This window comes from Asticcacaulis sp. P2_B1, assembly GCF_056404915.1.
Map to the genome: position 1 here is coordinate 886136 of NZ_JBFUDD010000001.1, position 25214 is coordinate 911349.

Consider the following 25214-nt stretch of genomic DNA (forward strand, 5'->3'; position numbering starts at 1 on the left):
ATTACATCTGCGCCACCCATTGCCGAACAATGGCCGTGAAGCCGGCGCTTTTCGCCTCGATATCCGCCATGTCCGAAAATTTCACCGTTGCCCGATCCTTGGCCAGCCAGGCCAACAGCCCATCCGGATCCTCGATCGTACCGTCATAGTCGCGGACCTTGGCGCCGCGATGCAGGATTATCTGCACGCCGCCCTTCGCCCGCAGATGAAAGGTCGCGAACCAGTCTCCGTAAAAGAAGCTGGGCGCATTCCATTTGATGCCCTCGCTGATCGCAGGGTCGGCCGTCATGATCACCCTGCGCACGGCCTCAATCTCCGCCTTGGCCGGATGATCGAGCTCCGCCATAAAGGCGTCAGTGTCCTGGGGCTTCGCCATGCTCGTCGCCAGCCGGCGCCGGTTTCAGAGCGGGCTTGACGCCTGCCCCCAACCACAGGGCCATGACCATGAAGGCTGCCGCCAGCATGAAGGCCGCACCGCTGTAAATTACCGGTGCCCCGTCGCGCGTGACATAGTACAACAGACTGCCGAACGCCATCGGTGCAAAGATCGTCGCCGTCGACGACAGGCTCATATTCGCGCCCTGCAATGTCCCCTGCTCTTTCTGGCCGATCTTCGACGTCATTAGCGCCTGGATGTTCGGCGTCGCCAAACCCCAGGCCGCGCCGATCGGCAGGAAGGCGACGAATATCTGCCAGCTCGGCGCCAGTGCATAGCCGACAAAGGCGACCAACCCGCAGGCCAGGCCGATATACATGGTCTGCCGCTCGCCGATCCACTTGACGATGATCCCCGTCAACCCCGCCTGGACGAAGCCCGACAGGATGCCGACGGCGCCCAGCATCAGACCGACCTGGGTCGGCCCCCAACCAAAGCGGTAAGCGGCATAGAGGACCATGGTGGTCGGAAAGACGCTCTGGGCGAACATCATCAGCAGGTACATTGTCGACAAACGCATGACCTCGGCGTTCTTCGACAGGAACTTCAGCGCGCCAATCGGATTGGAGGTGTGGAAGCTGAACTTGCGGCGTTTTTCCGGCGGCAGGGATTCCGGCAGAACGAAGTAGCCATAGGTGAAATTGACCAGGGCCAGAAACGCCGCAAAGAGAAACGGATAGCGCGGATTGCCGACAAAATTGAGGAAACCGAGACCGGCGTGCTCCAGCATGGGCAGGTGCAGACCGCCGCCCAAAATGCCGCCAAGGCTCGGCCCGACAACAAAACCGACGCCGAACGCCGCTCCCATCATGCCGTAGACGCCGGCCCGTTTTTCCGGCGGGGTCACGTCGCTCATATAGGCATAGGCGGTCGAGATGCTGGCGGCGGTCATGCCAGAAATGATGCGGCCGATGAACAACCACCAAAGGGTCGGCGCCCACGCCATCAGCAGGCAATCCAACCCCGTGCCCAGGTTCGACGCCAGGACGACCGGCCGCCGGCCGATACTGTCCGACAATCCGCCCTGGATCGGTGAAAAGAAGAACTGCGCCAGCCCCCAGACCGAGCCGAAAACGCCGGTCCACAAACCGGCCGACGAAATCGAGCCGACAAAGCCTTCGATCAGCTTGGGCAGGACCGGGATAATAACGCCGATAGACAGCATGTCGATAAATACCGTCACCAGGATAAAGGCGGCAGCTGCTTTACGGGGCGTAGACGACATGAAGCGTTTCCTGAGTTTATAAGAATGCCATAAAGGAGTTTCTCCGCATCTCCAAGTGCCTTGAGGCACTTGGAGAGGGCGACTGCCCGTCGCCGCCCATGCGGCGCACCTCTTTACCTGAATACCGCCCTATAACGCTTTCCAGCCGTGCCAGGCGGTCACCACGGCGATCATGATCAACACCGCACCCGCGCATCGGCTTATGTTCGTAATCAGAGCCGGCCGCGCTGACAACCATTGCCGGCTGTGCCCCGCCGCCATGCCGAGAGCACCGTAAACACTCCCTTGCACGACCAAGATAATCAGCGCCATGACGACCGCCTGCCCTGCCACCGAACCATAGACCGGCTTGATAAACTGCGGATAGACGGCCAGCATGAACAGATAGGCCTTCGGATTGAGGACGCTGGTCACCAAACCCTGACGAAAGGTGGCCCAGGTGGTCCGCGACGGCGCCGCCTCGACCGGCCCAAGCGTAATATGCGAGCGCACCAGCGACAGACCGATCCAGGCGATGTAGACGGCGCCCGCCAGCAGCAACAGGTTGAACAGCCACGGCAGGGCATTGATGATCAGACCGACGCCCAAGGCACTCCAGATATTATGGAATATGCCGCCGGCCATGATGCCGCCTGTCGCGGCCAACCCCGCCTTCTTGCCGCCGGCCAGACCGCTGGCCATGACAAAAGCCATGTCCATCCCCGGCACGATGACAATGCCGAAGACCAGGGTGAAAAACAGCAGGAGGTTGTCGCTATAGCTCATGACGGCGTCTTAAAGGCCATGTTGCCAAATTCCGTCAGTGGACGCACAGTTCAAGTGCGCAGACGCAAGGCCCCGGTCATGGGATCGGCCAGTGCCACATTCTCCGCCGCCTGGATTCGCCACTCGCCATCGCGACGGGTGACCACGGCGAGGATCAGGGTATCGATTTGATGCGGTCCGGCCGGGTGCGCGGCCCCGATGCTGAGCCGCGTCCACAAATGCAGAATAGCCGCGTCGTCGGATATCGGGTCGACATCGGGCGCGTCCACCGTAAGGATCGAGTCGCTATAGACTGAGGCATGGATGCCCGCATGGCCGGCGACGATCTGATCGACCCCGCGCCAATAGGTCGCGAAACGATTGACGAAGGTCGCATCGCCATGAAACAGCCGGCCAAAGGCCTCCATGTCGTGAGCGTTCCATGCCTGTTGAAAGCGTGTACCAATCTCCGCCGGACCCGTGCTTTGATTCATCTTGTCCCTCTTATGTGTTGTTTCCTGGCGCTCAACCGGCCTGTTGCCGCGTCTTGTCAGTGGACCATGGCCGGCAGAAAAGGCTTCATCGTCCCATCATTGGGTTCCGGCTTCAGGCCGATCAGCTTCATTTCCAGGTCATAGACATTGACATTGTCAAAGGCCGGCAGTTGCACGCCGGCTTTGAAATCCGGGCCATTAGCGATGAAGATAGCATTCATATCGGCAAAGGCGGGATCATAGCCGTGAGCCCCGGCATTATAGCCCGGACCATTGGCCTCGACATCACCGATCAGCCAACCGAGATCGGCCAGGCAGACGATCGCCGGCACGCGCGGGTTCTTGCCGAAATGCAGCCGCGCCGGAATATCGCTTTTATGCCAGCATTGCATGTGGTCGTAATGCGTCTTGATCAATACCTTATCGAGGGCCGCTTCATAGCCTGACGCCGGATTCAGCATGGCGACCGAGCCGTTATTGACGAAATCGTAGCGCGGATCCTTTTTTGCCGTCAGGTCTAGGCCGTCCGCCCCCAGCAGGTCGGAGACATAATAGGTCCGCGCCTTGGAGATATTGGTCATGCCGTGGTCGGAAACGACGATAATGTCAGGATCGATGCCGCGCGCCTGCAAACCCGCGCGCAAGGTGCCGATGGCGGTATCGACCTCGGTCATGGCGGCATTGACCTCAGGCGAGTCCGGCCCGAAATCATGGCCGGCCGTATCGACCATGTCGAAATAGAGCATGAAAACACCCGGGCGCTCGGCCGCGGGCAAATCCATCCATTGCAATATCTGCTGGACGCGGAAATCGGCAGTCGCCATCTTTTGGTAGGTCAGGTAGTGGCTGGGCCGCGTGCCGTCGATCTCGGCCTCGCTGCTCGGCCAATAGACGACACCAGTCTTGATGCCGGCCTGTTCGGCGCTCACCCACATGGGCTTGGCGCCCTGCCACCAAAACCCGTCGCTGGCCTTGGCCGTACTGAAGCGCGCCGGATCGGCATCGCCGGCAACCGGCGGATGGGTCGGGTCGTACATCTTGTTGGCGACGACGCCGGTTTCATCGGGGCGGCGGCCGGTGATCAACGTGTAATGATTGGGAAAGGTCAGGCTCGGAAAGGACGGATGCATGGCTGCATGGGCTCCGCGCTCGGCCAACGCCTTCAGATTGGGCGTCAGGCCGCGGTCGTAATAGTCGGCGCGGAAGGCATCGATGGAGATCAGGATCAGCGGGTGTGTCGTCCGGTCGGCGACCGGCGCCAGCACGGGCGCGTGGCCGTTCCAGGACGCGCAGGACGAAAGCGTCATGAGCGCAAGTCCGGCCATCAGGGACAACAGCTTTTTCATCGACATCGGCGCCTCGCAGATAGCTGGATATCGCAGTATTCTAATAGGCTGTCGCGACATAAAAAAGAAGCCTCCGGCAGTGACCGAAGGCTTCTTTAATAAATTTTGTACGCTTTAGTCGCTGGTGCGGATGCGGTCCAGGACGGGTGAACAGAAGACAGGCGTGGCCGATGTTTCACTCTCGTCCAGTTCGGTTGTGGTCGTATCGCCGGATGCCTCCTGCATCAGCTCGGGGTCGTCAGTCAGGCTGTCGAATTCAGTCATGCTACCCTCCTATAGTGCGATGGAAAGAAGACGAGACACACAGGGACTCGTCTTCGCCATGGAAGCTAGCCGACAATGCCTGGCAAGGGAAATGACGCCTTATGACTTTATCATCACGCACGTGTTAACACAGGTGTACAAAACCTTACCGCAAGCGAGATGGCAAAAAGGCGGCGAACGCGGTGATTTGTACCTGTACGCCGCAGGCCGGCCCTCCTAAGGTAACTGCAACCCATGGGAGGATTTTATGATGGATGTGGAACAGAGCACCAATTTTTGGCGCGAAAACGCCAAGCGGCGCTACACGGACATCCGTCAGGTTCAAGCCACCAAACTACTTCCGATCCAGCAATTCCTGGCCGAGCACAATTATGACAAGCTCGAAGGCTCCCTGATCGCCGCCGGACAATTGCACGACCCGGTGCAGGATTCGGCCGTCTATCTCGAGAAGCGGCTGAACTACGTCATGCTTCTCGACCAGTTACAATGCCACCAAATGCTCGAAATCGGCTTCAACTGGGGCTATTCGGCCTCCCTGCTGCTGGAAAGCGCCCCGGCCAGTGTCCTTCACAGCATCGATATCGGCTGGCACTGGTACACGCCGCCGACCGGCGATCTCTTGGCCGGCATCTATCCCGGTCGTTTTCGTTACACCTGGCAGGATTCGCGTCAGGCCTTGCTGGCCGAAGTCGCCGCCGGCCACCGCTACGACATGATCAGCGTCGACGGCGCCCACGACTATCCTATTGCGCGGTCCGACATCGTGCTCAGCGTCGAACTCCTGAAGGAAGGCGGCCTGCTCATGATCGACGACACGGACGGTCCCGCGGTCGGGGCTGCCGTCCTTGCCACGGTCGCCGGCCATCCCGACTTCGTCGAGCTTACACCGGGTAATTTCGGCCTTTTCGACTTCGGTAAATCGGAAATACCCTGTTTCGAGCAGCGCTATTTTCTCAAGCGGGCTCAGCTCAGGACCGGCTACACGGCCGAACCGGCGCAAGTTCTCGCACCCGACGTGCCGGCGGCCGAACCTGTCGCCACAGCGCCGGTCGCTATTTCGCCGTCCCCGGTCGCCACGCCGCCCAGCTTGGTGCGTCGTGCCATCGGCAAGTTCAGGCGCATCTCGGGGCTGTAGAGCGCCAAAACTTTAGAGCGGAACGCCGCGTCTGTCCCGCGCACCGGACAGACAGAGAAAAAGGCTCCCGGCATAAACCGGGAGCCTCAAAATCTTGGCGAATGGCCAGATCCTATTCTTCGTCGCCGGCGACTTCGAACACCGGACCAGAGTCCAGGCCCTTGGCGGCTTCGTCGCGATCGACGAATTCGATGATGGCCATGGCGGCGTTGTCGCCGTGACGGAAGCCGGCCTTCAGAACGCGGATATAGCCGCCTTCACGGGTCTTGTAACGGGGGCCGAGCACTTCGAACAGCTTGCCGACCTGGGTGATGTCGCGGACGCGCGAAATGGCGATACGGCGGTCGTGCAGCGTGCCCGACTTGGCCAGGGTCACCAGCTTTTCGACGAAGGGACGCAGTTCCTTGGCCTTGGGCAGGGTAGTGACGATTTGTTCGTGCTTGATGAGAGCGGCAGCCATGTTGGCGAACATGGCGGTACGGTGCGAAGATGTGCGACCGAGTTTGCGATGACCGGAGCCGTGACGCATGAGAAAATCTCCAAAAGACCGGCAGCCCACAGGCCTTACCGATCCCAAAAGCAAGCCTGAACACGAAGGCAAATGACCGATCGGTCCCCTGCCCGTTTCAGACGTCGATCCATGTCTGGACCGAAATTACCGCGACAAGGTTTTGGTCTTTCGCGATAAGTGGAACTGAAAAACAGTTCCTAAAAATAGGAAACCCGGATGATCGCTCATCCGGGTCCCTTATATCACAATCTAACGATCTTGGCTTAGATCTGGTCTTCGAACTTCTTGGCCAGGTCTTCGACATTTTCCGGCGGCCAGTTCGGGATATCCATGCCGAGGCTCAAATTCATGGAAGCCAGGACTTCCTTGATTTCGTTGAGCGACTTGCGGCCGAAGTTCGGCGTGCGCAGCATTTCCGATTCCGTCTTCAGGATCAGGTCGCCGATATAGACGATGTTGTCGTTCTTCAGGCAGTTCGCCGAACGGACGCTGAGTTCCAGTTCGTCGACCTTCTTGAGCAGGGCCGGGTTGAACGGCAGCTCCGGCTTGCCTTCTTCGACAACCGGGGCCTTCGGCTCTTCGAAGGTGATGAAGATTTGCAGCTGGTCTTGCAGGATACGCGCCGCGAAAGCGACAGCGTCGACCGGCGTGACGGCGGCATTGGTTTCGACATCCAGGATCAGCTTATCGTAATCGAGCGACTGACCCTGACGGGTCGGCTCGACCCGATAGGCGACCTTCTTGACCGGCGAATAAAGGGCGTCGACGGCGATCAGGCCGATCGGCGCGTCTTCGGGACGCAGGCGGTCGGCCGGGACATAGCCCTTGCCGTTCTGGATGGTGAATTCCATGCGCACGGACGCGCCCTCGTCCAGCGTGCAGATGACGTGGTCGGGGTTGAGGACTTCGATATCGGCGGGAACGTCAATCTGACCGGCCGTTACCGGACCGGCGCCCGAGGCACGCAGAACCATGCGCTTCGGACCTTCGGCGTGCATGCGCAGCGCCAATTGCTTGATGTTCAGGATGATGTCGACGACGTCTTCACGGACGCCTTCGATGGAGGAAAATTCGTGCACCACGCCGTCGATCTGGACGGAGGTGACGGCCGCGCCTTGCAGCGAGGACAGGAGTACGCGACGCAGCGCGTTGCCGAGGGTCACGCCGAAACCACGTTCCAGAGGCTCCGCGACAAGACGCATCTTGCGCGAAGGGTCGGAACCTGCTTCGACTTGTGGCTTCTCGGGACGAATAAGCTGTTGCCAGTTTCTTTCGATCATGTACGTCCCTCAAGACAGGAAAGGTCGCCCCGCCAGAGCAGCGGAGCGACTGAAAAATAGGATAGGTAAAATTAAACGCGACGACGCTTCGGCGGACGGCAGCCATTGTGCGGGATCGGCGTCACGTCACGAATGGTCGTGATGGTGAAACCGACAGCCTGCAGGGCGCGCAGAGCCGATTCACGGCCCGAACCCGGACCGGCGACGCTGACTTCCAGCGTCTTGACACCGTGTTCGATGGCTTTCTTGCCAGCGTCTTCGGCGGCGACCTGGGCGGCGTAAGGCGTCGACTTGCGCGACCCCTTGAAGCCCATGGTACCGGCCGACGACCACGAAACGGCATTACCCTGCGCGTCGGTGATCGTGATCATTGTATTGTTGAACGACGCGTTGACGTGCGCGACGCCCGACGTGATGTTCTTGCGTTCGCGCTTTTTAACGCGTGAAGGTTCTTTAGCCATTGGTCAGACTATTCCTTACTTCTTCTTGCCGGCGATAGGCTTCGCCGGGCCTTTGCGCGTACGCGCATTGGTGTGCGTACGCTGACCGCGTACAGGCAGACCCTTACGGTGACGCAGGCCGCGATAGCAGGCCAGGTCCATAAGGCGCTTGATGTTCATGGAGACTTCACGACGCAGATCGCCCTCGACCGTATAGTCGCGGTCGATGGTTTCGCGGATTTGCAGCACTTCGGCATCCGAAAGCTGGTTCACGCGGCGGCTATCTTCGATGCCGACCTTCTGGACGATCTCTTCGGCCTTCTTGGGGCCGATGCCATGAATATATTGAAGCGCGATGATCACGCGCTTGTTGGTCGGGATATTGACGCCTGCAATACGGGCCACGTTAGACTTCTCCTGCAACGCGCCCGCAACGGACACGTATAAAAACGAAAGGTGACACGTATGCCTCCCGGCTACCCTGATCTCAGGCCAGCCGTGATCCATACGCGTGATTTCGCGGAAGCTGCCCTTATAGAAGGGTTTTGGCTCCCGTCAATGGTTTAGTTTTAAAAAAGCAAGCGCAAAACAAGTTTGCTCATTGTTTTTTAGTGTTTCGCTCAAGCGCCGCGAAGGCTACCTCGCAACGGCTCGGGCGGGCGGTCGCCCTTGCCAAATATCGAAGGCGATATTTGGAGGTTTGACCAAGTTACTCGATCGGCATTTTACTGCCGAAATATCCTAGGCCAAGGCCCCGGCGATGCGTTCGGCGATATCTTCCACCGGCCCCATGCCGTCGACTTCGTAAAGCTTACCCTGCGCCGCGTAGTAGGGCAGCAAGGGCGCCGTCTGGGCATTGTAGACCGCCAGGCGCTCCCGGTAGGTCTCCGGGTTGTCGTCCGGCCTGCCCTGCTCCTCGAAGCGCTTGGCGATACGCTCGATCAGCGCCTCGTCATTGACCTTGAGGCGCACGACGCGATCGATCATCGACGCACGGCCGCCCAACATCGTGTCGAGCGCTTCGGCTTGGGCCACATTGCGCGGGAAACCATCGAAGATGGCGCCGCCGGCTGCTTCCGCGGCCGGCAGATTTTCCTGGATCAGGGCGATGACGATCTCGTCGGAGACCAGAAGGCCCGCCTTCATGATGTCCTGGACCTGCTTGCCCAGATCGGTTTGCGCGGCGATCGCCGCCCGCAGCATGTCGCCCGTCGAGAGCTGAACCATGTTGCGTTCCGTCACCAGCCGTTTGGCCTGTGTCCCCTTCCCCGCCGCGGGAGGTCCAAACAGAATGATGTTCATCGACCGAACCTTCCACTGGGCTTGGCTGCGCCGGACTTGCTGCCCGTCTTCAGCTTGGATTTCTTGATCAGACCGTCATACTGGTGAGCCAGCAGGTGCGACTGGATCTGGGCGACGGTGTCCATGGTGACGGTGACGACGATCAGGATCGAAGTGCCACCGAAATAGAAGCTGTTACCAAGGTTGGAAATGAGGAATTCCGGCACCAGACAGACGATGGTGATATAGGCGGCGCCGATGACCGTAATGCGGGTCAGCACATAGTCGAGATATTCCGCCGTCCGCTTGCCGGGGCGAATACCGGGCAGGAAGCCGCCGTATTTACGCAGGTTTTCCGCCGTCTCGTCCGGATTGAACACCAGGGAGGTATAGAGGAAGGTGAAGAAGATGATCATGGCGGCATAGAGCGTCATGAAGATCGGATTACCGTGGGTCAAAATGCCCGTCAGCGATGGCAACCATTGCAGCCATTCCGGCATCTTTTCCGGGTTCTTGCCGACGAAGGCCAGGACCGAGGTCGGCATCAGCAGCAAGGACGAGGCAAAGATCGGCGGAATGACGCCCGACGTATTGACTTTCAGCGGCATGAACGAGCTTTCGCCCCCCATGATGCGATTACCGACCTGGCGTTTGGGATACTGCACCAGAAGCCGGCGCTGCGAGCGTTCCATAAAGACGATGAAGACGATAGCGGCGATCAACACGGCGACGATAACGACCAGCACGGCCGAATTCAGGTCGCCCGTGCTGCTCATCGAGAACAAACGCCCCACCGTACTCGGCAGAACCGAGACGATGCCGGCGAAGATGATCATCGACGAACCGTTGCCGATACCGCGAGCGGTGATCTGCTCACCCAGCCACATCAGGAACAGCGTACCGCCGGTCAGGGTCACCATGGCCGAAATAAGGAAGAACGGCCCGGGGTGCAGCACCATGCCGGAGCTCTGCATCGCCGCGGCGATACTGAAAGATTGGATCAGGGCCAGCAAAACGGTCAGGTAGCGGGTATATTGGTTGAGCTGCTTGCGGCCGGCTTCGCCGCCCTCTTTCTTCAGCTTTTCCCACGGCGCATAGACCGAACCCATGAGCTGGATAATGATCGAGGCCGAAATATAGGGCATCAGGTTGAGCGCGAACACGGCCATGCGCTGTACGGCGCCGCCCGAGAACATGTTCATCATGCCGAATATGCCCTTGGAGCTATCGGCGAACGCCTGTTCGAAGGCGATCATATTGATCCCCGGCAACGGCACATAGGTGCCCAGCCGGTAAACGATCAATGCGCCCAGGGTAAATAACAGCCGCTTATGCAGATCGGTCGCCTTAGAAAAGGCGCCGAAATTCATATTGGCGGCAAGTTGTTCAGCGGCTGATGCCATAGTGTCCTCAAAGCTCCCGAGCGCAACCCTCAAGGTTGCGCGATCACTCAAAATGCGCAGGGGCCCGACAAGCCCTTAGTCATAACCCAAAAACGGGGAGGATGGCGCTTCTGTGATTCCACCGAACTCGCCACCCGCAACCCATATGGGGTACGCCTGTCAAAACGTCAACGCGGTCGAAGGACTTGCGTCCTACTCCGCGGCTTCGGCCTTGACGGGACGCTTTTGCGTGACGCTGCCGCCGGCGGCTTCGACAGCCTTCACGGCGCCGGCCGAGGCCGAATAGACAGTGATGTTGAGCTTGGCGGTCAGGGTGCCTTCGCCGAGCAGACGGACACCGTCCAGCTCGCGGCGGATCACGCCGGCGGCCTTCAGGGCAGCGGCGTCGATGGCGGCTTTGGCGTCGAGCTTGCCGGCATCGATGGCGTCTTGCAGGCGCCACAGATTAACTTCAGCGAATTTGAGAGCGAACGGATTGTTGAAACCGCGCTTGGGCATACGCATGTACAGCGGCATCTGGCCGCCTTCGAAGCCCAGCAGCGACACGCCGGAGCGCGACTTCTGGCCCTTGACACCGCGACCGGCGGTCTTGCCCTTGCCCGAACCCGGGCCACGGCCGACGCGCATACGGCCCTTGGTCGAACCGGGATTGTCGCGGATTTCATCCAACTTGGTCATTTATTGTGCCTTTCAATGACAGGTGCGCTGGCCAGGGGCCAACTCGGCTATGAAACGAATAGAGCGCGCCTGTTACAGCACGCTCCTAAAATTAGCAAGCCCGCGAACCGAGATTCGCGGGCTTGAAGTCTTACTCGACGATCGTCACCATGTGAGCGACCTTGGCGATCATGCCGCGCACGGAAGGCGTATCTTCCAGCGTGGAAAAACGGCCCATCTTGTTCAGGCCGAGGCCTGCCAGGGTGGCGCGTTGATCCTTGGTACGACGGATCGGCGAACCGGTTTGCTGGACGGTGACCGTCTTCGCTTCGGTTTTTGCAGGAGCCTTGGCCATGATTTAGCCCTCCACGGATTCTGGCGAGGACGCACCGTCGGCGCGGCTCTTCAGGAGATCGCCGACCTTCTTGCCGCGCTTGGAGGCAATCTGGCGGGGCGAGGACTGAACCTTCAGGGCCTCGAACGTGGCGCGAACCATGTTGTACGGGTTGGACGAACCGAGCGACTTGGCGACGACGTCGGAAACGCCGAGGGTTTCAAGAACAGCACGCATCGGACCGCCAGCGATGACGCCGGTACCCGGAGGGGCAGCGCGCATCTGGATCTTACCGGCGCCCCAACGGCCGTAACCGTCGTGGTGCAGGGTGCGGGATTCGCGCAGCGGTACGCGGATCAGCGACTTCTTGGCTTCTTCGGTCGCCTTGCGGATGGCTTCCGGCACTTCGCGCGCCTTGCCGTGACCGTAGCCGACGCGGCCTTTTTGGTCGCCAACGACCATCAGGGCTGCGAACGAGAAGCGACGGCCACCCTTGACGGTGGCGGCGACGCGGTTGATAGCGACCAGCTTTTCGACGAACTCGGAGGGTTCCTCGTTGCGGTCACGATTGCGGTTTTCACCAGGACGGGCCATGAACGATTCCCTTAGAAGTTAAGACCGGCTTCACGCGCGGCTTCCGCCAGCGCCTTCACCCGACCGTGATAGATATAACCGCCGCGATCGAAGACGACGTCCTTGACGCCCTTTTCGACAGCGCGCTGGGCGACCAGCTTGCCGACTTCGGCAGCCGAAGCCGCGTTCGAGCCGCGCTTGTCGGCCGTTTCCAGCGACGAAGCAGCCACGATGGTCACGCCGGACAGGTCATCGATGACCTGGGCGTAGATGTTTTTGTCCGAACGGAAGACCGACAAACGCGGGCGACCGTTGGAGAGCTTCTTGAGGCGCGTACGATTACGTTGCGCGCGACGAGCCAATTGTTCACGAGGAGACAGAGCCATGACTTACTTCTTCTTGCCTTCCTTGCGGCGAACCTTTTCGCCGGCATATTTGACGCCCTTGCCCTTATAGGGCTCAGGGGGACGAATCTTGCGGATCGTGGCCGCCAGTTCACCGACCACTTGCTTGTCGATACCGGCAATCTTGATTTCGGTCTGCTTGGGCACCGTGAAGGTGATGCCCGCGGGCGGATCGATGATCACCGGGTGCGAGAAACCGAGTTGCAGTTCCAGGGCGTTGCCCTTCATGGCGGCGCGATAACCGACGCCGACCATTTCCAGGTTTTGCTCGAAACCGTCGGTGACGCCCTTCACCATATTGGCGATGAGCGTGCGCGACAGGCCCCACATGGAACGATGGCGCTGGGTGTCGCCGCGCGGAGCGACGGTCAGCGAACCGGCTTCCTGCTTGACGTCGATCTCTTCAACAACGCTCCACGCCAGTTGCCCCTTGGGGCCCTTGACCGAAACGTCCTGGCCGTTGAGCGTGACGGTCACGCCTGACGGAACTGCGATGGCTTTTTTACCAATCCGGGACATTTTAAAACCTTTTGTGCCTTAATTGTCCTCTGCTTTGTCTTAGTAGACGCGGCAGAGAACCTCACCACCCACGTTGTTTTCGCGGGCGTTGTTGTCAGACATGACGCCCTTCGGCGTCGACAGGATCGAGATACCCAGGCCGTTCTTTACCGGCTTCAGGTCCTTGATCGACGAATAGACGCGACGACCGGGCTTGGACACGCGGGAGATTTCCGCGATGACAGGCGCGCCGTCGAAATACTTCAGCTCGATTTCGAACTGCGGGAATTCACCGGGAACTTCCAGGACTTCGTAGCCACGGATATAGCCCTCGTCCTTCAGGACGTCGAGCACGTGGGCACGCAGCTTGGAGGCCGGGGTGAGCACCTTGGAACGCTTGCGCATGGCAGCGTTCTTGATGCGGGCGATCATATCGCTCAGAGGATCATTGACGAACATATGTGTGGTCCTCCCTTTACCAGCTGGCCTTGGTCATGCCGGGAATCTGGCCTTCATTGGCCAGCTTCCGGAGCGCGATCCGGCTCATGTGAAGTTTACGATAATAGGCGCGCGGGCGGCCGGTGACTTCGCAACGGTTGCGAATACGGGTCGCATTCGAGTTACGGGGCAGCTTGGCCAGGGCCAGACGCGCGGCGAAGCGGTCTTCCAGGGGCAGGCTTTCGTTATTGGCGGTCGCCTTGAGGGCCTCGCGCTTCGTGGCATATTGAGCCACCAGCTTCTTGACCATCTCGTTGCGGTTGACAGCGCTTTTCTTTGCCATTGTGTCTCTCTACCCGCCTTAAGCCGTGAACGGGAACTGGAAGTGCTTCAGAAGCGCCTTGGCTTCCTTGTCACTCGTGGCCGTGGTGCAGACAACAATGTCCATGCCCCACATTTGATCGATCTGGTCGTAATTGATTTCCGGGAACACGATGTGTTCACGAAGACCCATGGCGTAGTTGCCGCGACCGTCGAACGAATTGCCGTTGAGACCGCGGAAGTCCTTCACGCGCGGCAGTGCGATCGTGATCAGGCGGTCGAGGAATTCGTACATGCGATCCTTGCGCAGGGTCACCTTGGCGCCGACCACCATGCCTTCGCGCAGCTTGAAGCCGGCGATGGATTGACGGGCCTTGGTTTCGGCAGGCTTCTGACCGGTGATGGCGGCCAGATCCTTGATGGCGCTCTTGACCTTCTTGGAGTCGGCCGTGGCTTCACCGATACCCATATTGACGACGATCTTGTCGAGCTTGGGGACCTGCATCTCGTTGGTATATCCGAATTCCGCCTTCATGGCGTCACGGATCGTGTCCAGATACACCTGCTTGGCGCGCGGTGTATAGGTAGTTTCAGCTTTAGCCATTGATGACATCTCCCGTCGTCTTGGCGTAACGGACCTTCTTGTCGCCCTCAACCTTGAAGCCGACGCGAGTCGCCTTGCCGTTGGAATCGACGTGAGAAACGTTGGAAACGTGAACGGACGCTTCCTTGTTGACGATGCCGCCCTGCGGGTTGCCCTGCGCCGGACGCGTGTGACGTTGCACCATGTTGAGACCGCCGACGAGAACGCGTTCGGCCTGGCCTTCCTTGGTGATGACCTTGGTGACAGTGCCCTTGCGGCCCTTGTCCTTACCGGTCAGCAGAACGACATTGTCGCCCTTTTTAATCTTGGCAGCCATTTAGATGACCTCCGGGGCCAGGGAAATGATCTTCATGTGGTTCTTGGCGCGCAATTCGCGCGGAACCGGTCCGAAAATCCGCGTGCCGATCGGCTCGCTCGACTTGTTGACGATGACGGCGGCATTGGTGTCAAAACGGATCACCGAACCGTCCTTGCGCTGGATGTCCTTGGACGTGCGCACGACGATGGCGCGCAGAACGTCGCCCTTCTTGACGCGGCCGCGCGGAATGGCTTCCTTGACCGAAACGACGATCAGGTCGCCCACCGAGGCGTAGCGGCGCTTCGAGCCGCCCAACACCTTGATGCACATGACCCGGCGTGCACCGGAGTTATCGGCCACTTCCAGGTTAGTTTGCATCTGAATCATGGTTCAAACTTCCCTTAGTTGGCTTGACGCGGGAGAACTTCCCAGGTCTTCAGCTTGGATTTCGGCGCGCATTCGATGATACGAATGGCTTCGCCGGTCTTGTAGTCATTGGCTTCGTCGTGGGCATGGTAGCGCTTGGACACACGAACCGTCTTTTTCAGGACGGGGTGCAGAACGGTACGCTCCACTTTCACAACCACGGTCTTGTCGCCCTTATCGGAGACAACCAGACCTTCAAGAATGCGCTTGGGCATGGTCTATTCCTTTAAGCGGCCGACTTGGCCGCGGCGCGTTGCGCCGTCAGCAAAGTCTGGATGCGGGCGATATCCTTGCGGATTTCATTGACGCGGTGAGTCTTTTCGAACTGGCCGGTCGCCTTTTGAAAACGCAGGTTGAACTGCTCCTTCTTCAGGTTCAGGAGCTGTTCGTGCAGTTGGTCGGAGCTGAGGCTCCGCAGGTCATTGATCTTCGTCATGTCAATTACTCCGCAGCCATGGCGACGCCAGCGTCGATACGAGTGACGACGCGGGTCGAAACCGGCAGCTTGGCGGCGCCGAGACGCAACGCTTCACGCGCGATGTCGTCGGGCACGCCGTCGATTTCAAACAGGATGCGGCCGGGAGCCACGCGGGCGGCCCAATGGTCGACAGCGCCCTTGCCCTTGCCCATACGGACTTCGGCAGGCTTGCCCGTGACGGGAAGGTCCGGGAAGATACGGATCCACACGCGGCCCTGGCGCTTCATTTGGCGCGTGATGGCACGACGGGCGGCTTCGATCTGGCGAGCGGTCAAACGCTCCGGTTCAACGGTCTTAAGACCATAGGAACCGAAGTTCAGCGTGTAACCACCCTTGGCGTTACCGTGGATACGGCCTTTGAAGGCCTTCCGGTATTTGGTACGCTTGGGAAGCATCATGGGAGTTACGCCTCCTTATTGTTGCGATCGCGGCGCGGGCCACGGTTGTTACGGTCACCACGTTCCGGACGCTCGTTCGAGGACTGGCCCGAGGCTTCAACAGCCCAACGCTTGTCCTGCGCCATCGGATCGTGCTCGAGGACTTCACCCTTGAAGATCCACACCTTGACACCGATGATGCCGTAGGTGGTCAGGGCTTCGGCGAAACCGAAGTCGATGTCGGCGCGCAGGGTGTGCAAAGGCACCCGGCCTTCACGATACCATTCCATACGGGCGATTTCGGCACCACCGAGACGGCCCGACAGGTTCATCCGGATGCCCTTGGCGCCGAGACGCATGGCCGACTGGATCGAACGTTTCATGGCGCGGCGGAACGCGACGCGGCGTTCCAGCTGCTGAGCGATGGATTCGGCAACCAGTTGGCTGTCGACTTCCGGCTTCTTGATTTCGACCAGGTTGAGGAAGACTTCGCCTTCGGTCAACGCCGCCACGTCCTTACGCAGCTTGTCGATGTCAGCGCCCTTCTTACCGATCACGACGCCCGGACGGGCGGCATAGATGGTGACGCGGCACTTCTTGTGGGGGCGCTCGATGATGATGCGCGACACGCCGGCAGCGTTCAACTTTTCCTTCAGTTCCTTGCGGATCTTCAGGTCCTGATGCAGCAACTTGGCATATTCCTGACGCGCGGCGAACCAACGCGAATCCCAGGTGCGGTTGATGCCGAGGCGCATGCCGATCGGATTAACTTTCTGACCCATTACGCAGCCTCCTGGCCGAGTTCACGAACAACGATCGTCAGTTCGGAGAAAGGTTTGATGATACGCGACGAACGACCGCGGGCCCGCGAAGCGAAACGCTTCATGACAATGCCCTTACCGACATACGCTTCAGCGACAACCAGGTTGTCGATGTCGAGATTGTGGTTGTTTTCGGCATTCGAGATCGCCGAGTAGAGCGCCTTGCGGACGTCCTTGGCGATACGCTTGCGCGAGAACTCGAGCTCGTTCAGAGCGCGCTGGACCTTGAGACCGCGGATAGAGGCGGCGACCAGATTCAGCTTTTGCGGCGAGATGCGCACCGAAACCAGCTTGGTGCGGGCTTCGTTGGCTTCTACGCGGCGAGGATTCTTTGTCTGCGACATGGTTACTTCCTCTTCGCCTTCTTGTCGGCAGCGTGGCCCGGGAAGTTCCGCGTAGGCGAAAATTCACCGAACTTCATGCCGACCATGTCTTCCGACACCAGCACCGGCACGTGCTTTTGACCATTATAGACGCCGAACGTGATGCCGACGAATTGCGGCATGATCGTCGAACGGCGCGACCAGGTCTTGATGACCTCTTTGCGGCCAATGCTTTGAACGTTTTCCGCCTTCTTGAGAAGGTGGCCGTCCACAAAGGGGCCTTTCCATACGGAGCGTGCCATGACTTAGCGAGCCTTCTTCACGTGACGCGAACGGATGATGTACTTGTCCGTCGCTTTGTTGGTACGAGTCTTGCGACCCTTGGTGGGCTTGCCCCACGGGGTCACAGGGTTACGGCCACCGGAGGTCTTGCCTTCACCACCACCGTGCGGGTGGTCGACCGGGTTCATGGCGACGCCGCGGACGTGCGGGCGGAAGCCCATGTGACGCGTGCGGCCGGCCTTGCCGAGGCTGATGTTCATGTGGTCCTGGTTCGACACGGCGCCGACCGTGGCCATGCAGGTGTCGAGAACCATGCGCAGTTCGCCCGAACCCAAACGGATCTGGGCATAACCGGCATCGCGGCCGACCAGCTGAGCATAGGCGCCGGCGGAGCGAGCCAGCTGGCCGCCCTTGGCAGGCTTCATTTCCACGTTGTGGATGATCGTGCCGATCGGCAGGCTGCGCAGCGGCGCGGCATTACCGGGCTTCACGTCGACCTTTTCCGAGGCGATGACGGTGTCACCGGCCTTGAGGCGTTGCGGGGCCAGGATATAGGCCTTTTCGCCGTCGCTATAGGTGATCAAAGCGATGAAGGCGGTACGGTTCGGATCGTATTCCAGATGGTCTACGGTCGCGGGCACGTCCCACTTGCGGCGCTTGAAGTCGACGATGCGGTACAGGCGCTTGGCGCCGCCGCCACGGAAACGGACAGCGATGCGGCCTTGCGCACCACGGCCGCCCGACTTGGTCAGACCTTCGACCAGGGCCTTTTGCGGCTTGCCCTTGAACAGTTCCGAGCGGTCGACGAGGACCAGACTGCGGCGGCCGGGCGAGGTCGGATTAAATTGCTTTAAAGCCATTTTCTGAGCCCTTCCTTACAGACCGGTCGTGATATCGATCGACTGGCCTTCGGCCAGGGTCACGATAGCTTTTTTGATGTCGGAGCGACGGCCCTTGATGCCCTTGAAACGCTTGGTCTTGCCCTTGGTGACGATGGTGTTCACCTTGGTGACCTTGACGTTATAGATGGCTTCGACGGCGGAAGCGACTTCGTCCTTGGACGCGTCGAGCGCGATCTTGAAAACGACCTTGTTCTGCTCGGACAGCAGAGTGGCCTTTTCAGTGATGTGCGGCGACAGCAGGACGTCGAAATTACGGAGGGTAGCAGCCATAATCTTAGGCCTCCACTGCGAAGCGAGCTTCGATGGCTTCAACCGCCGACTTCGTCAGTACCAGCTTGTGGCGGCGCAGAATGTCATAAACATTCAGACCGGCCGTCGGCAGGACGTCGATATTGGGGATGTTGCGCGAAGCGAGGGCGAAGTTGGCGTCAACTTCGGGACCGGTGATGAACAGGGCGTTGTTCACGCCCAGCTTTTCGAAGGAAGCCAGGAGACCCTGGGTCTTCGGGCTGTCGATCACGGCCTGATCGATAACGATCAGCTGGCCGGAATTGAACTTCGACGACAGAGCATGACGCAGACCGAGCGCACGAACCTTCTTGGGCAGGTCGAAAGCGTGCGAACGCACGACCGGACCGAAGGCGCGCGAACCGCCGACGAATTGCGGGGCACGGCGCGAACCGTGACGAGCGCCGCCGGAGCCCTTTTGCTTGTACATCTTCTTGCCGGTGCGGGAATTTTCATTCCGCGTCTGCACCTTGTGCGTACCGGCGCGGCGCTTGGCCAGCTGCCAGTTGACGACGCGCGACAGGATGTCGGTACGAACAGCTTCGATTCCGAAGATGAAATCGGAGAGTTCAACCGAACCGGCCTGGGCCGCATCGAGATTGAGAACGTTGAGTTTCATAATTATTCAGCCCCTTCTTCTGCCACGTCAGCCACTTGGGCTTCCGGAGCGGCTTCGACGGGAGCAGCATTGCCCTTCGACTTGATGCCGGCCGGGAACGGCAGGCCAGCCGGAGCGGCCTTCTTAACAGCGTCGCGGATCTTGACGTAGGAACCTTCGGCACCTGGAACGGCGCCACGGATGAAGACCAGACCACGTTCCGCATCGACGCGGGCAACGGTGAGGTTCAGCGTGGTGACGGTTTCGACACCGAGATGGCCGGCCATGTGCTTACCCTTGAAGGTACGGCCCGGATCTTGACGTTGACCGGTCGAACCCAGCGCGCGGTGAGACACCGACACACCGTGGGTGGCGCGCATACCGCCGAAGTTCCAGCGCTTCATACCGCCCTGGAAGCCCTTACCGATCGACACGCCCTGAACGTCAACGCGTTGACCAGCAACGAAGTGGTCGGCGGACAGTTCGGCACCGACATCGACGAGAGCGTCTTCAGTGACACGGAACTCGGTCAGGACAGCCTTGGGCTCGACTTGAGCCTTGGCGAAACGAACGCGCTCGGGATTGGAAGTGTTCTTGGCCTTCTTGGCGCCGGCGCCGAGTTGCAGGGCGACATAGCCGTCCCGATCCTTCGTGCGTTGCGCCACGACCTGACAGCCTTCCAGCGACAGGACGGTGACCGGGACGTGGACGCCGGCTTCGTCGAAGAAGCGCGTCATGCCCAGTTTCTTGGCAATTAAGCCTGTGCGTTGAGTTTGGCTCATGGGGCGCGACCTAGATCTTGATTTCGACGTCGACGCCGGCCGACAGGTCGAGCTTCATCAGCGCGTCCACGGTCTGCGGGGTCGGATCGACGATATCGAGCACGCGCTTGTGCGTGCGGATTTCAAACTGTTCGCGCGACTTCTTGTCGACGTGCGGCGAACGGTTGACGGTGAAACGCTCGATCAGCGTGGGCAAGGGGATCGGTCCCCGGACGGTAGCACCCGTGCGCTTGGCCGTATTGACGATCTCGCGTGTGGAATGATCCAGGACGCGGTGATCGAAGGCCTTCAGGCGGATGCGGATATTCTGACGATCCATATCGCTCGTATTCCCAAAGAGGTGCGTTTAACGCGTCCAGTGAACCATTTCAAAGACCAACTTCGTCCCCACAAACGTGAGCACGAACGCGATATCCGCAAAAACAAAGCCCCCGCGGTTTTATCCACGTGGGCCGTTGAACAAACGGGCCAAAGCCTCTTTAAAGAGGATGCAAGTCCCGTCTTGCTTTATGCTTGCAGACCGCGTTTGACGTCAACGACGCCACAGCCGATCTAACAGAGTGGCGCTTATGCCGAAACGACTCGCAAAGGTCAAGCCTCAATTTTCGCAAACGGAGAGAAAATAAGCGGCGGCCGCTATTCACATATCATTTTTACGTCCCGCGCCGGATATAGGCGCGTCACTCTCACAAAAGGGCCGCCCCAATGAAGTCAATCCTCCCTGCCCTCTTGTTCGCGGGCTTCGCTCTCTCCGCCTGTGCGACGGCTCCGGATCCCGCCACAGGCAATCCAGCGGACCTGACCGGCCGCCACTGGTCCCTCGTCGAACTGAACGGCATCGCGGTCGTTGCCGGCCAACGCGAACCCTATATCGCGTTCGATGCCGGCGAGATGCGCTATTCCGGTTCGGGCGGCTGCAACGGCATGGGCGGCACTTACGAGCTCAAGCCCGGCAACCACATCCACTTCTCTCAGGGCATGCACACCATGATGGCCTGCCAGAACGGCATGGATACAGAAGCCGCCTTTTCGGTGGCTCTTGAAAAGGCCGACAGCTACTCGGTCAGTAGCAATACCATGACCCTAGGCGCCGGCGGCGGTCCGCTCGCCCGCTTCGAGGCAAAATAGGCCTCAGCGCGGCGCGGCCTTCAACTCGCCCCGGCGCATAAAAGCCCTCTGCCCCATGGACAACATGGCACGCGCCCAGCCGGCGACACCGATCTCCGTCGCACGGATCACCTTGACCCGGCGCTTCAACGCCTGACGGACCGTGGCGAAACGCGAGCCTGCCCCTGCCCTGTCCATCATGACCGAAACCGGATGCGGATGGAAATCCAGTTCGCCTTCCAGACAGGTCCCGGCCGCCACGGTCAACGGCGACTTATAATCTTCCCCGCCCGTGCCGAAATCGAAGCGTTTCACACCTTTTCCGGCGCCGTGCTTGATAATGGCGATGGTCAGCAGGATACCGACGGAATAGCGGTAATATTCTGGGTCATAGGCCGGGAACCACAGATGGACCTCATGACGGTCGACCAGGCTGATTTCGGCGGCGACGATCTTGCCGTCACGGCGAAAGACGCCGGCGCGCAGGCCGAAGTCGCAACTGTCATAGGACGCCAGGTCGTTGAGCAGGGTCCGCGTCCAGCCGCAGCCGAAAACATCGTGCATGCCGGTCTGGCGATATTGATCGCGCTTGAGATCGACCACCCAGCCCAGCACTGCCGGCGTCACGCGCTCCCAGCTGAACTCGAAACCGCCGAAGTCCTTTTCGACATTGCGCTGGCAACGCCCGATATTCTTGAAGAACTTGTGATGGTCCTGGTCCTGGGCGTGCCACCAGGCATCGAAGCCATCGCTGGTATCCGCTACGCGGCGCGTCAGGTGCGTTGTCGCCGCCTTGTCGCTCATGGCGCCGACCCAACCCTGGAAGTCCAGCCGGCGGGCGCCGGTGACCTTCAGCAAGGCATCGAAATCCACGCTCAGGTCGGCGGCGCCGATAATGCCGTGATAGTCGGTCAAGGGCGCGCCCATCGGCTGTAAACTGCCAGAGCGAACCTGATAAGGGAAGAAACCGACGACCTTGTCGCCCTGCCAGATCCGCACCACGCCCGACTGCGGTACATTCGGACCGACGGCCTTGACATAACGCACATCGAAATAGGGACCGCTCAAATCCGAGCGCGCGGCGACGAAGCCTTTCCACAGGGCTTCGTCCGCAAACGTCAGGCATTGCGGGCGCACAGGTTCAAGGCGGCAGGGTTGCGTCATAAGGGCTCGGATCATATCTGGCATGACCTTACCCGTTCACGGTTGATACCACCCTAAGGAATAGGGTTAAGAAATCACTTTACGAGTCGGACGGGCCGCGGAAGGGCTGCGAGATCGCCTGGAAAACCGGTAAGGCTTCACAGGCATCGCTGTGCGCCAGCAAGGCCGGCCAGCGTTTGATATCCAGACTGTCGGCATGAGCTTCGCGGGCGTGGCGCAAACTGCAGCCCAGAACGATATCGGCATGCGTCATCATGTCGCCGAACAGCCACGGCGTCGCGGCCCCGGCGCGAATAGCTTCCAGGCGGTCGAGCACGGCGCCTATCTGGGTGCTGCAGCGCTCCAGCCAGATCTGCGACTTTTCCTTGTGCAGCACCTTCTCATAAAACAGGGCGATCGCCTTGTCGGAAAAACCGGTACTGAGCGCGATATAATAAAGCGCCTTCCGACGAGCCTCGCCGGACTTGGCGATCAAAGCGCGGTCGCCGGCCTGTTCGTCCAGCCAATCCAGCATATAGGCGCTCTCGATAATGACGCTGCCGTCGTCGAGAACAAGGGTCGGCACCCGCCGCAGCGGGTTGAACGGCTCGATCAGCTGGCCTTCGCCGAAGGTCGACCACGGGCGGTGTTCGAAGTCCATTCCGTAGAGGGTCATGGCGATGGCGACCCGCCGGACAAAGGGGGAATCATACTGGCCGATCAGGATCATTTTCGCTTCCTCTTATGGCGATGGACAACGCCCGTTGAATAGCTTACCGCACTGCACTTCGTCTATCAGTAAAGGCACGCGCGCATGGAAGCGGCAGCATCCGAAGAGACCGCTTCGGACATCGAGTTTCATCGACTTGAAGCCGGCTTGCACGCGGTCGGCATCGATACGACCCAACTCGGCTTTTACGACCAGGCCTGTACCCTGGAACCCAAGATCCTGCGCGAGCTCTATGCCCGCTGGGTCATGTTACGGCCACGCGACGAAGCCTATGATGCCCGCGTGCGTGAGGTCGTGCCGAAACTGTGCCGGCTGATCATCAAGGCTTTCGAGGCGGACAACTGGCACGGCGGCTGCGTCGAAGCCTCCGCCATGATGTCGCGCATGCTCGATCGGTTGGGCATCTGGAGTTTCAGTGTCCTCGGCAGCACGACCTTCGAGGTTCAATCGCAAAACCTGTGCTGCGGTTTCTACAAGCACGACTTCCAGGATTTCCAGGACGCGGTCCTTGGCCACGCCTGGGTCGTCGTCCCGCCCTACGGCGTGGTCGACGCCACGGTCGTGCTGCAGCAATGGGGCCGCGACCCGATCACCAAATACCTGCCGGAGTTTGTCGCCGCTGAAAACATGCGTCCGATCGTCCCCAAGGTGCTGGACGTCCTAAGCTGGCGTTATCGCGAATATTTCAGCCAGCTCGACGGTGAGTTCGACGACCACCTGCATCTGCGCCTGGAACCGGAGTTGCTGACGTTTGGCACGATCTTCCCGGCGGTCGAGATCGATTTCGACTTGCTCAAGATACGCTATGTGGCGATGCAGACCTTCTTGTCCGAAGGACCGCTGGAGAGCATCAACGCCAATGGCACGATGGGCCGCGACGGTGGGCAGATCTGGGAAGCGGACGTAGCACCGGCGTTCGCCGAGAAGGTCTAAGGCCAGGGGTCACGGACCCCTGGACCCCATAACAGGTGCAAGGAACAGCCAGTATACTAAAAAACCCTCCGGCCCAAAAAGGCCGAAGGGTTTTTTAGTATATTAGACGTCGCTTGGACCAGTATCGGGGTCGAGGGGCCGGAGGCCCCTCGCCTTTCAACTTACTCGACGATCTTGGCCACAACGCCGGCGCCGACGGTACGGCCGCCTTCACGGATGGCGAAACGCAGCTTTTCTTCCATGGCGATCGGGGTGATCAGTTCCACGTCCAGCTCGGCATTATCGCCCGGCATGATCATTTCCACGCCTTCGCGCAGACGGATGATGCCCGTCACGTCGGTGGTGCGGAAGTAGAATTGCGGACGGTAGTTGGTGAAGAACGGCGTATGGCGGCCGCCTTCTTCCTTGGTCAGGATGTAGGCTTCGGCCACGAACTTGGTGTGCGGCGTGATCGAGCCGGGCTTGCACAGAACTTGGCCGCGCTCGACGTCTTCACGCTTGGTGCCGCGCAGCAGAACGCCGACGTTGTCACCGGCTTGACCYTGGTCCAGCAGCTTGCGGAACATTTCGACGCCCGTGCAGGTCGTCTTTTGGATCGGGCGGATGCCGACGATTTCGACTTCTTCACCGACCTTGACGATGCCGCGTTCGACGCGACCCGTGACGACCGTACCACGMCCCGAGATCGAGAACACGTCTTCGACCGGCATCAGGAACGGCATGTCAACCGGACGCTCCGGCTGCGGGATGTATTCGTCGACGGTCTTCATCAGRGCGAGGATCGAGTTTTCACCGATTTCRGGAGTCACGCCATCGGTGACGGCCTTGGCCGAACCCTTGGTGATGGGGATATCGTCGCCGGGGAATTGATAGGACGACAGAAGTTCACGAACTTCCATTTCRACCAGTTCCAGCAGTTCTTCGTCGTCGACCAGRTCGACCTTGTTCATGTAMACGACCAGGGCCGGAACGCCGACCTGACGGGCCAGCAGGATGTGCTCGCGCGTTTGCGGCATCGGRCCGTCRGCRGCCGAAACGACCAGGATCGCGCCGTCCATCTGAGCCGCACCGGTGATCATGTTCTTCACATAGTCGGCGTGGCCCGGGCAATCGACGTGGGCATAGTGACGGTTGGCGGTTTCGTATTCGACGTGCGCCGTGTTGATCGTGATGCCGCGGGCCTTTTCTTCCGGAGCAGCGTCGATGTCGGCATAGTTCTTCGCGGTCGCCCCGCCGGTCTTGGCCAGCGTGATCGTGATCGCTGCCGTCAAAGTCGTCTTGCCATGGTCGACGTGACCGATGGTGCCGATGTTGCAGTGAGGCTTATTGCGGTTGAAT

Annotated in this window: 39 protein-coding genes; 3 read left to right on the forward strand and 36 right to left on the reverse strand. The window is 60.0% G+C overall.

Translation table 11 applies throughout. The annotated features are described in order from the left end of the window. Position 1: 1 nt before the first annotated feature. The 6 genes from AC1DX3_RS04245 to AC1DX3_RS04270 all read right to left on the reverse strand — a co-directional run bounded on the left by AC1DX3_RS04245 (position 2) and on the right by AC1DX3_RS04270 (position 4509). Positions 2–376, reverse strand: coding sequence for a DUF1801 domain-containing protein (locus AC1DX3_RS04245; protein ID WP_476987982.1), 375 nt, complete (start codon positions 374–376; stop codon positions 2–4). Further along, positions 354–1661 carry a TCR/Tet family MFS transporter gene (locus tag AC1DX3_RS04250; RefSeq protein ID WP_476987983.1) on the reverse strand — a complete coding sequence of 436 codons (1308 nt, stop codon included), beginning with the start codon at positions 1659–1661 and terminating at the stop codon, positions 354–356. Before AC1DX3_RS04250 ends, AC1DX3_RS04245 begins: the two co-directional genes overlap by 23 nt. Positions 1662–1790: 129 nt before the next feature. Beyond that, on the reverse strand, positions 1791–2426 hold the full coding sequence (locus AC1DX3_RS04255; protein ID WP_476987984.1) for a LysE family translocator: 636 nt from the start codon (positions 2424–2426) through the stop codon (positions 1791–1793). A 50-nt stretch (positions 2427–2476) separates the two neighbouring features. Then, positions 2477–2899 carry an SgcJ/EcaC family oxidoreductase gene (locus tag AC1DX3_RS04260; protein ID WP_476987985.1) on the reverse strand — a complete coding sequence of 141 codons (423 nt, stop codon included), beginning with the start codon at positions 2897–2899 and terminating at the stop codon, positions 2477–2479. Between the two features lie 56 nt (positions 2900–2955). Next, complete coding sequence (locus AC1DX3_RS04265) at positions 2956–4245, reverse strand: alkaline phosphatase family protein (protein ID WP_476987986.1); 1290 nt, start codon at positions 4243–4245, stop codon at positions 2956–2958. A 114-nt stretch (positions 4246–4359) separates the two neighbouring features. Next, positions 4360–4509 carry a hypothetical protein gene (locus AC1DX3_RS04270; protein ID WP_476987987.1) on the reverse strand — a complete coding sequence of 50 codons (150 nt, stop codon included), beginning with the start codon at positions 4507–4509 and terminating at the stop codon, positions 4360–4362. A 247-nt stretch (positions 4510–4756) separates the two neighbouring features. Here AC1DX3_RS04270 and AC1DX3_RS04275 point away from each other — a divergent pair, with 247 nt between their 5' ends. Further along, positions 4757–5644, forward strand: a complete 888-nt coding sequence (locus AC1DX3_RS04275) for a class I SAM-dependent methyltransferase (protein WP_476987988.1) — start codon at positions 4757–4759, stop codon at positions 5642–5644. A gap of 112 nt (positions 5645–5756) precedes the next feature. Here the strand turns inward: AC1DX3_RS04275 and rplQ are convergent, their stop codons facing one another. The 27 genes from rplQ to rpsJ form a co-directional block, all read right to left on the reverse strand. Further along, positions 5757–6173, reverse strand: coding sequence for a 50S ribosomal protein L17 (gene rplQ / locus AC1DX3_RS04280; RefSeq protein ID WP_476987989.1), 417 nt, complete (start codon positions 6171–6173; stop codon positions 5757–5759). A gap of 245 nt (positions 6174–6418) precedes the next feature. Further along, positions 6419–7435 carry a DNA-directed RNA polymerase subunit alpha gene (locus AC1DX3_RS04285; protein WP_476987990.1) on the reverse strand — a complete coding sequence of 339 codons (1017 nt, stop codon included), beginning with the start codon at positions 7433–7435 and terminating at the stop codon, positions 6419–6421. Positions 7436–7506: 71 nt separating this feature from the next. Then, on the reverse strand, positions 7507–7896 hold the full coding sequence (gene rpsK, locus AC1DX3_RS04290; protein ID WP_476987991.1) for a 30S ribosomal protein S11: 390 nt from the start codon (positions 7894–7896) through the stop codon (positions 7507–7509). Positions 7897–7911: 15 nt separating this feature from the next. Next, positions 7912–8280, reverse strand: a complete 369-nt coding sequence (gene rpsM, locus AC1DX3_RS04295) for a 30S ribosomal protein S13 (RefSeq protein ID WP_476987992.1) — start codon at positions 8278–8280, stop codon at positions 7912–7914. Between the two features lie 336 nt (positions 8281–8616). Next, positions 8617–9177: an adenylate kinase gene (locus AC1DX3_RS04300; protein ID WP_476987993.1), complete on the reverse strand. Its 561-nt coding sequence runs from the start codon at positions 9175–9177 to the stop codon at positions 8617–8619. Continuing rightward, positions 9174–10559 (reverse strand): preprotein translocase subunit SecY, encoded by a 1386-nt coding sequence (secY, locus tag AC1DX3_RS04305; protein WP_476987994.1) that lies wholly within the window; start codon positions 10557–10559, stop codon positions 9174–9176. The genes AC1DX3_RS04300 and secY overlap by 4 nt, the downstream gene beginning before the upstream one ends. 192 nt (positions 10560–10751) lie before the next feature. Next, complete coding sequence (rplO, locus tag AC1DX3_RS04310; protein WP_476987995.1) at positions 10752–11237, reverse strand: 50S ribosomal protein L15; 486 nt, start codon at positions 11235–11237, stop codon at positions 10752–10754. A gap of 130 nt (positions 11238–11367) precedes the next feature. Beyond that, a complete protein-coding gene (gene rpmD / locus AC1DX3_RS04315; RefSeq protein ID WP_476987996.1) occupies positions 11368–11571 on the reverse strand; it encodes a 50S ribosomal protein L30 in 204 nt (67 codons plus the stop codon). Between the two features lie 3 nt (positions 11572–11574). Then, positions 11575–12144 carry a 30S ribosomal protein S5 gene (rpsE, locus tag AC1DX3_RS04320; RefSeq protein WP_476987997.1) on the reverse strand — a complete coding sequence of 190 codons (570 nt, stop codon included), beginning with the start codon at positions 12142–12144 and terminating at the stop codon, positions 11575–11577. A gap of 11 nt (positions 12145–12155) precedes the next feature. Continuing rightward, positions 12156–12509, reverse strand: a complete 354-nt coding sequence (rplR, locus tag AC1DX3_RS04325) for a 50S ribosomal protein L18 (RefSeq protein WP_476987998.1) — start codon at positions 12507–12509, stop codon at positions 12156–12158. 3 nt (positions 12510–12512) lie between these two features. Next, the gene (rplF, locus tag AC1DX3_RS04330) at positions 12513–13046 is read right to left on the reverse strand and encodes a 50S ribosomal protein L6 (RefSeq protein WP_476987999.1); all 534 of its coding nucleotides are present in this window, start codon (positions 13044–13046) and stop codon (positions 12513–12515) included. Positions 13047–13085: 39 nt separating this feature from the next. Further along, positions 13086–13484 carry a 30S ribosomal protein S8 gene (gene rpsH, locus AC1DX3_RS04335; protein WP_090650561.1) on the reverse strand — a complete coding sequence of 133 codons (399 nt, stop codon included), beginning with the start codon at positions 13482–13484 and terminating at the stop codon, positions 13086–13088. Positions 13485–13500: 16 nt separating this feature from the next. Beyond that, complete coding sequence (gene rpsN / locus AC1DX3_RS04340; protein WP_476988000.1) at positions 13501–13806, reverse strand: 30S ribosomal protein S14; 306 nt, start codon at positions 13804–13806, stop codon at positions 13501–13503. 18 nt (positions 13807–13824) lie between these two features. Next, positions 13825–14388, reverse strand: coding sequence for a 50S ribosomal protein L5 (rplE, locus tag AC1DX3_RS04345; protein ID WP_476988001.1), 564 nt, complete (start codon positions 14386–14388; stop codon positions 13825–13827). Continuing rightward, a complete protein-coding gene (rplX, locus tag AC1DX3_RS04350; RefSeq protein ID WP_476988002.1) occupies positions 14381–14704 on the reverse strand; it encodes a 50S ribosomal protein L24 in 324 nt (107 codons plus the stop codon). The genes rplE and rplX overlap by 8 nt, the downstream gene beginning before the upstream one ends. Next, positions 14705–15073, reverse strand: coding sequence for a 50S ribosomal protein L14 (rplN, locus tag AC1DX3_RS04355; protein ID WP_006273901.1), 369 nt, complete (start codon positions 15071–15073; stop codon positions 14705–14707). A gap of 14 nt (positions 15074–15087) precedes the next feature. After that, positions 15088–15327: a 30S ribosomal protein S17 gene (rpsQ, locus tag AC1DX3_RS04360; protein ID WP_476988003.1), complete on the reverse strand. Its 240-nt coding sequence runs from the start codon at positions 15325–15327 to the stop codon at positions 15088–15090. Positions 15328–15338: 11 nt separating this feature from the next. Beyond that, positions 15339–15548 carry a 50S ribosomal protein L29 gene (gene rpmC / locus AC1DX3_RS04365; protein ID WP_476988004.1) on the reverse strand — a complete coding sequence of 70 codons (210 nt, stop codon included), beginning with the start codon at positions 15546–15548 and terminating at the stop codon, positions 15339–15341. A 5-nt stretch (positions 15549–15553) separates the two neighbouring features. Beyond that, complete coding sequence (gene rplP / locus AC1DX3_RS04370) at positions 15554–15988, reverse strand: 50S ribosomal protein L16 (RefSeq protein ID WP_018083969.1); 435 nt, start codon at positions 15986–15988, stop codon at positions 15554–15556. Positions 15989–15993: 5 nt separating this feature from the next. Then, positions 15994–16749: a 30S ribosomal protein S3 gene (rpsC, locus tag AC1DX3_RS04375; RefSeq protein WP_476988005.1), complete on the reverse strand. Its 756-nt coding sequence runs from the start codon at positions 16747–16749 to the stop codon at positions 15994–15996. Next, the gene (rplV, locus tag AC1DX3_RS04380; protein WP_476988006.1) at positions 16749–17132 is read right to left on the reverse strand and encodes a 50S ribosomal protein L22; all 384 of its coding nucleotides are present in this window, start codon (positions 17130–17132) and stop codon (positions 16749–16751) included. Before rplV ends, rpsC begins: the two co-directional genes overlap by 1 nt. Positions 17133–17134: 2 nt before the next feature. Next, positions 17135–17413 (reverse strand): 30S ribosomal protein S19, encoded by a 279-nt coding sequence (gene rpsS, locus AC1DX3_RS04385; RefSeq protein WP_476988007.1) that lies wholly within the window; start codon positions 17411–17413, stop codon positions 17135–17137. A 3-nt stretch (positions 17414–17416) separates the two neighbouring features. Next, entirely contained in the window at positions 17417–18253 is an 837-nt protein-coding gene (gene rplB / locus AC1DX3_RS04390; RefSeq protein ID WP_476988008.1) for a 50S ribosomal protein L2, read from the reverse strand. Positions 18254–18268: 15 nt separating this feature from the next. Continuing rightward, positions 18269–18565: a 50S ribosomal protein L23 gene (locus AC1DX3_RS04395; protein ID WP_476988009.1), complete on the reverse strand. Its 297-nt coding sequence runs from the start codon at positions 18563–18565 to the stop codon at positions 18269–18271. Between the two features lie 4 nt (positions 18566–18569). After that, positions 18570–19202: a 50S ribosomal protein L4 gene (rplD, locus tag AC1DX3_RS04400; RefSeq protein WP_476988010.1), complete on the reverse strand. Its 633-nt coding sequence runs from the start codon at positions 19200–19202 to the stop codon at positions 18570–18572. A 2-nt stretch (positions 19203–19204) separates the two neighbouring features. Beyond that, a complete protein-coding gene (rplC, locus tag AC1DX3_RS04405) occupies positions 19205–19963 on the reverse strand; it encodes a 50S ribosomal protein L3 (protein WP_476988011.1) in 759 nt (252 codons plus the stop codon). Positions 19964–19973: 10 nt separating this feature from the next. Further along, positions 19974–20282 (reverse strand): 30S ribosomal protein S10, encoded by a 309-nt coding sequence (rpsJ, locus tag AC1DX3_RS04410; RefSeq protein ID WP_006273890.1) that lies wholly within the window; start codon positions 20280–20282, stop codon positions 19974–19976. Positions 20283–20668: 386 nt separating this feature from the next. On the opposite strand from rpsJ, the gene AC1DX3_RS04415 reads away from it, so the two are divergent. Then, entirely contained in the window at positions 20669–21091 is a 423-nt protein-coding gene (locus AC1DX3_RS04415; RefSeq protein ID WP_476988012.1) for an META domain-containing protein, read from the forward strand. Between the two features lie 3 nt (positions 21092–21094). Here AC1DX3_RS04415 and AC1DX3_RS04420 read toward each other — a convergent pair whose 3' ends face one another. Together AC1DX3_RS04420 and AC1DX3_RS04425 are read right to left on the reverse strand one after the other, a co-directional pair. Then, the gene (locus tag AC1DX3_RS04420) at positions 21095–22249 is read right to left on the reverse strand and encodes a GNAT family N-acetyltransferase (RefSeq protein WP_476988013.1); all 1155 of its coding nucleotides are present in this window, start codon (positions 22247–22249) and stop codon (positions 21095–21097) included. A 64-nt stretch (positions 22250–22313) separates the two neighbouring features. Then, positions 22314–22943: a glutathione S-transferase family protein gene (locus AC1DX3_RS04425; RefSeq protein WP_476988014.1), complete on the reverse strand. Its 630-nt coding sequence runs from the start codon at positions 22941–22943 to the stop codon at positions 22314–22316. An 84-nt stretch (positions 22944–23027) separates the two neighbouring features. Here AC1DX3_RS04425 and AC1DX3_RS04430 point away from each other — a divergent pair, with 84 nt between their 5' ends. Then, positions 23028–23876, forward strand: coding sequence for a hypothetical protein (locus tag AC1DX3_RS04430; protein WP_476988015.1), 849 nt, complete (start codon positions 23028–23030; stop codon positions 23874–23876). Between the two features lie 161 nt (positions 23877–24037). Here the strand turns inward: AC1DX3_RS04430 and tuf are convergent. Further along, positions 24038–25214: elongation factor Tu (gene tuf, locus AC1DX3_RS04435; RefSeq protein WP_476988016.1), on the reverse strand; the 1177-nt coding region annotated here is incomplete at its 5' end.

Bases quoted from the DNA above. Each gene is read 5' to 3' on its own strand.
- rpsJ (WP_006273890.1), bottom strand. From the start codon at position 20,282: ATGGATCGTCAGAATATCCGCATCCGCCTGAAGGCCTTCGATCACCGC.
- rplE (WP_476988001.1), bottom strand. From the start codon at position 14,388: ATGGCTAAAGCTGAAACTACCTATACACCGCGCGCCAAGCAGGTGTAT.
- rplC (WP_476988011.1), bottom strand. From the start codon at position 19,963: ATGAGCCAAACTCAACGCACAGGCTTAATTGCCAAGAAACTGGGCATG.
- rplB (WP_476988008.1), bottom strand. From the start codon at position 18,253: ATGGCTTTAAAGCAATTTAATCCGACCTCGCCCGGCCGCCGCAGTCTG.
- rplV (WP_476988006.1), bottom strand. From the start codon at position 17,132: ATGTCGCAGACAAAGAATCCTCGCCGCGTAGAAGCCAACGAAGCCCGC.
- rplN (WP_006273901.1), bottom strand. From the start codon at position 15,073: ATGATTCAGATGCAAACTAACCTGGAAGTGGCCGATAACTCCGGTGCA.
- AC1DX3_RS04270 (WP_476987987.1), bottom strand. From the start codon at position 4,509: ATGACTGAATTCGACAGCCTGACTGACGACCCCGAGCTGATGCAGGAG.
- AC1DX3_RS04285 (WP_476987990.1), bottom strand. From the start codon at position 7,435: ATGATCGAAAGAAACTGGCAACAGCTTATTCGTCCCGAGAAGCCACAA.
- AC1DX3_RS04260 (WP_476987985.1), bottom strand. From the start codon at position 2,899: ATGAATCAAAGCACGGGTCCGGCGGAGATTGGTACACGCTTTCAACAG.
- AC1DX3_RS04300 (WP_476987993.1), bottom strand. From the start codon at position 9,177: ATGAACATCATTCTGTTTGGACCTCCCGCGGCGGGGAAGGGGACACAG.
- AC1DX3_RS04250 (WP_476987983.1), bottom strand. From the start codon at position 1,661: ATGTCGTCTACGCCCCGTAAAGCAGCTGCCGCCTTTATCCTGGTGACG.
- rplO (WP_476987995.1), bottom strand. From the start codon at position 11,237: ATGACCAAGTTGGATGAAATCCGCGACAATCCCGGTTCGACCAAGGGC.
- rplP (WP_018083969.1), bottom strand. From the start codon at position 15,988: ATGATGCTTCCCAAGCGTACCAAATACCGGAAGGCCTTCAAAGGCCGT.
- rpmD (WP_476987996.1), bottom strand. From the start codon at position 11,571: ATGGCCAAGGCTCCTGCAAAAACCGAAGCGAAGACGGTCACCGTCCAG.
- AC1DX3_RS04420 (WP_476988013.1), bottom strand. From the start codon at position 22,249: ATGATCCGAGCCCTTATGACGCAACCCTGCCGCCTTGAACCTGTGCGC.
- AC1DX3_RS04245 (WP_476987982.1), bottom strand. From the start codon at position 376: ATGGCGAAGCCCCAGGACACTGACGCCTTTATGGCGGAGCTCGATCAT.
- rpsS (WP_476988007.1), bottom strand. From the start codon at position 17,413: ATGGCACGCTCCGTATGGAAAGGCCCCTTTGTGGACGGCCACCTTCTC.
- rplF (WP_476987999.1), bottom strand. From the start codon at position 13,046: ATGTCCCGGATTGGTAAAAAAGCCATCGCAGTTCCGTCAGGCGTGACC.
- rpsK (WP_476987991.1), bottom strand. From the start codon at position 7,896: ATGGCTAAAGAACCTTCACGCGTTAAAAAGCGCGAACGCAAGAACATC.
- rplR (WP_476987998.1), bottom strand. From the start codon at position 12,509: ATGGCTCTGTCTCCTCGTGAACAATTGGCTCGTCGCGCGCAACGTAAT.
- AC1DX3_RS04265 (WP_476987986.1), bottom strand. From the start codon at position 4,245: ATGAAAAAGCTGTTGTCCCTGATGGCCGGACTTGCGCTCATGACGCTT.
- rpsN (WP_476988000.1), bottom strand. From the start codon at position 13,806: ATGGCAAAGAAAAGCGCTGTCAACCGCAACGAGATGGTCAAGAAGCTG.
- rplQ (WP_476987989.1), bottom strand. From the start codon at position 6,173: ATGCGTCACGGCTCCGGTCATCGCAAACTCGGTCGCACATCTTCGCAC.
- AC1DX3_RS04395 (WP_476988009.1), bottom strand. From the start codon at position 18,565: ATGGCTGCTACCCTCCGTAATTTCGACGTCCTGCTGTCGCCGCACATC.
- AC1DX3_RS04275 (WP_476987988.1), top strand. From the start codon at position 4,757: ATGATGGATGTGGAACAGAGCACCAATTTTTGGCGCGAAAACGCCAAG.
- AC1DX3_RS04425 (WP_476988014.1), bottom strand. From the start codon at position 22,943: ATGATCCTGATCGGCCAGTATGATTCCCCCTTTGTCCGGCGGGTCGCC.
- rpsH (WP_090650561.1), bottom strand. From the start codon at position 13,484: ATGTTCGTCAATGATCCTCTGAGCGATATGATCGCCCGCATCAAGAAC.
- rpmC (WP_476988004.1), bottom strand. From the start codon at position 15,548: ATGACGAAGATCAATGACCTGCGGAGCCTCAGCTCCGACCAACTGCAC.
- rpsC (WP_476988005.1), bottom strand. From the start codon at position 16,749: ATGGGTCAGAAAGTTAATCCGATCGGCATGCGCCTCGGCATCAACCGC.
- rplD (WP_476988010.1), bottom strand. From the start codon at position 19,202: ATGAAACTCAACGTTCTCAATCTCGATGCGGCCCAGGCCGGTTCGGTT.
- secY (WP_476987994.1), bottom strand. From the start codon at position 10,559: ATGGCATCAGCCGCTGAACAACTTGCCGCCAATATGAATTTCGGCGCC.
- rpsE (WP_476987997.1), bottom strand. From the start codon at position 12,144: ATGGCCCGTCCTGGTGAAAACCGCAATCGTGACCGCAACGAGGAACCC.
- rpsQ (WP_476988003.1), bottom strand. From the start codon at position 15,327: ATGCCCAAGCGCATTCTTGAAGGTCTGGTTGTCTCCGATAAGGGCGAC.
- AC1DX3_RS04430 (WP_476988015.1), top strand. From the start codon at position 23,028: ATGGAAGCGGCAGCATCCGAAGAGACCGCTTCGGACATCGAGTTTCAT.
- AC1DX3_RS04255 (WP_476987984.1), bottom strand. From the start codon at position 2,426: ATGAGCTATAGCGACAACCTCCTGCTGTTTTTCACCCTGGTCTTCGGC.
- rplX (WP_476988002.1), bottom strand. From the start codon at position 14,704: ATGGCTGCCAAGATTAAAAAGGGCGACAATGTCGTTCTGCTGACCGGT.
- AC1DX3_RS04415 (WP_476988012.1), top strand. From the start codon at position 20,669: ATGAAGTCAATCCTCCCTGCCCTCTTGTTCGCGGGCTTCGCTCTCTCC.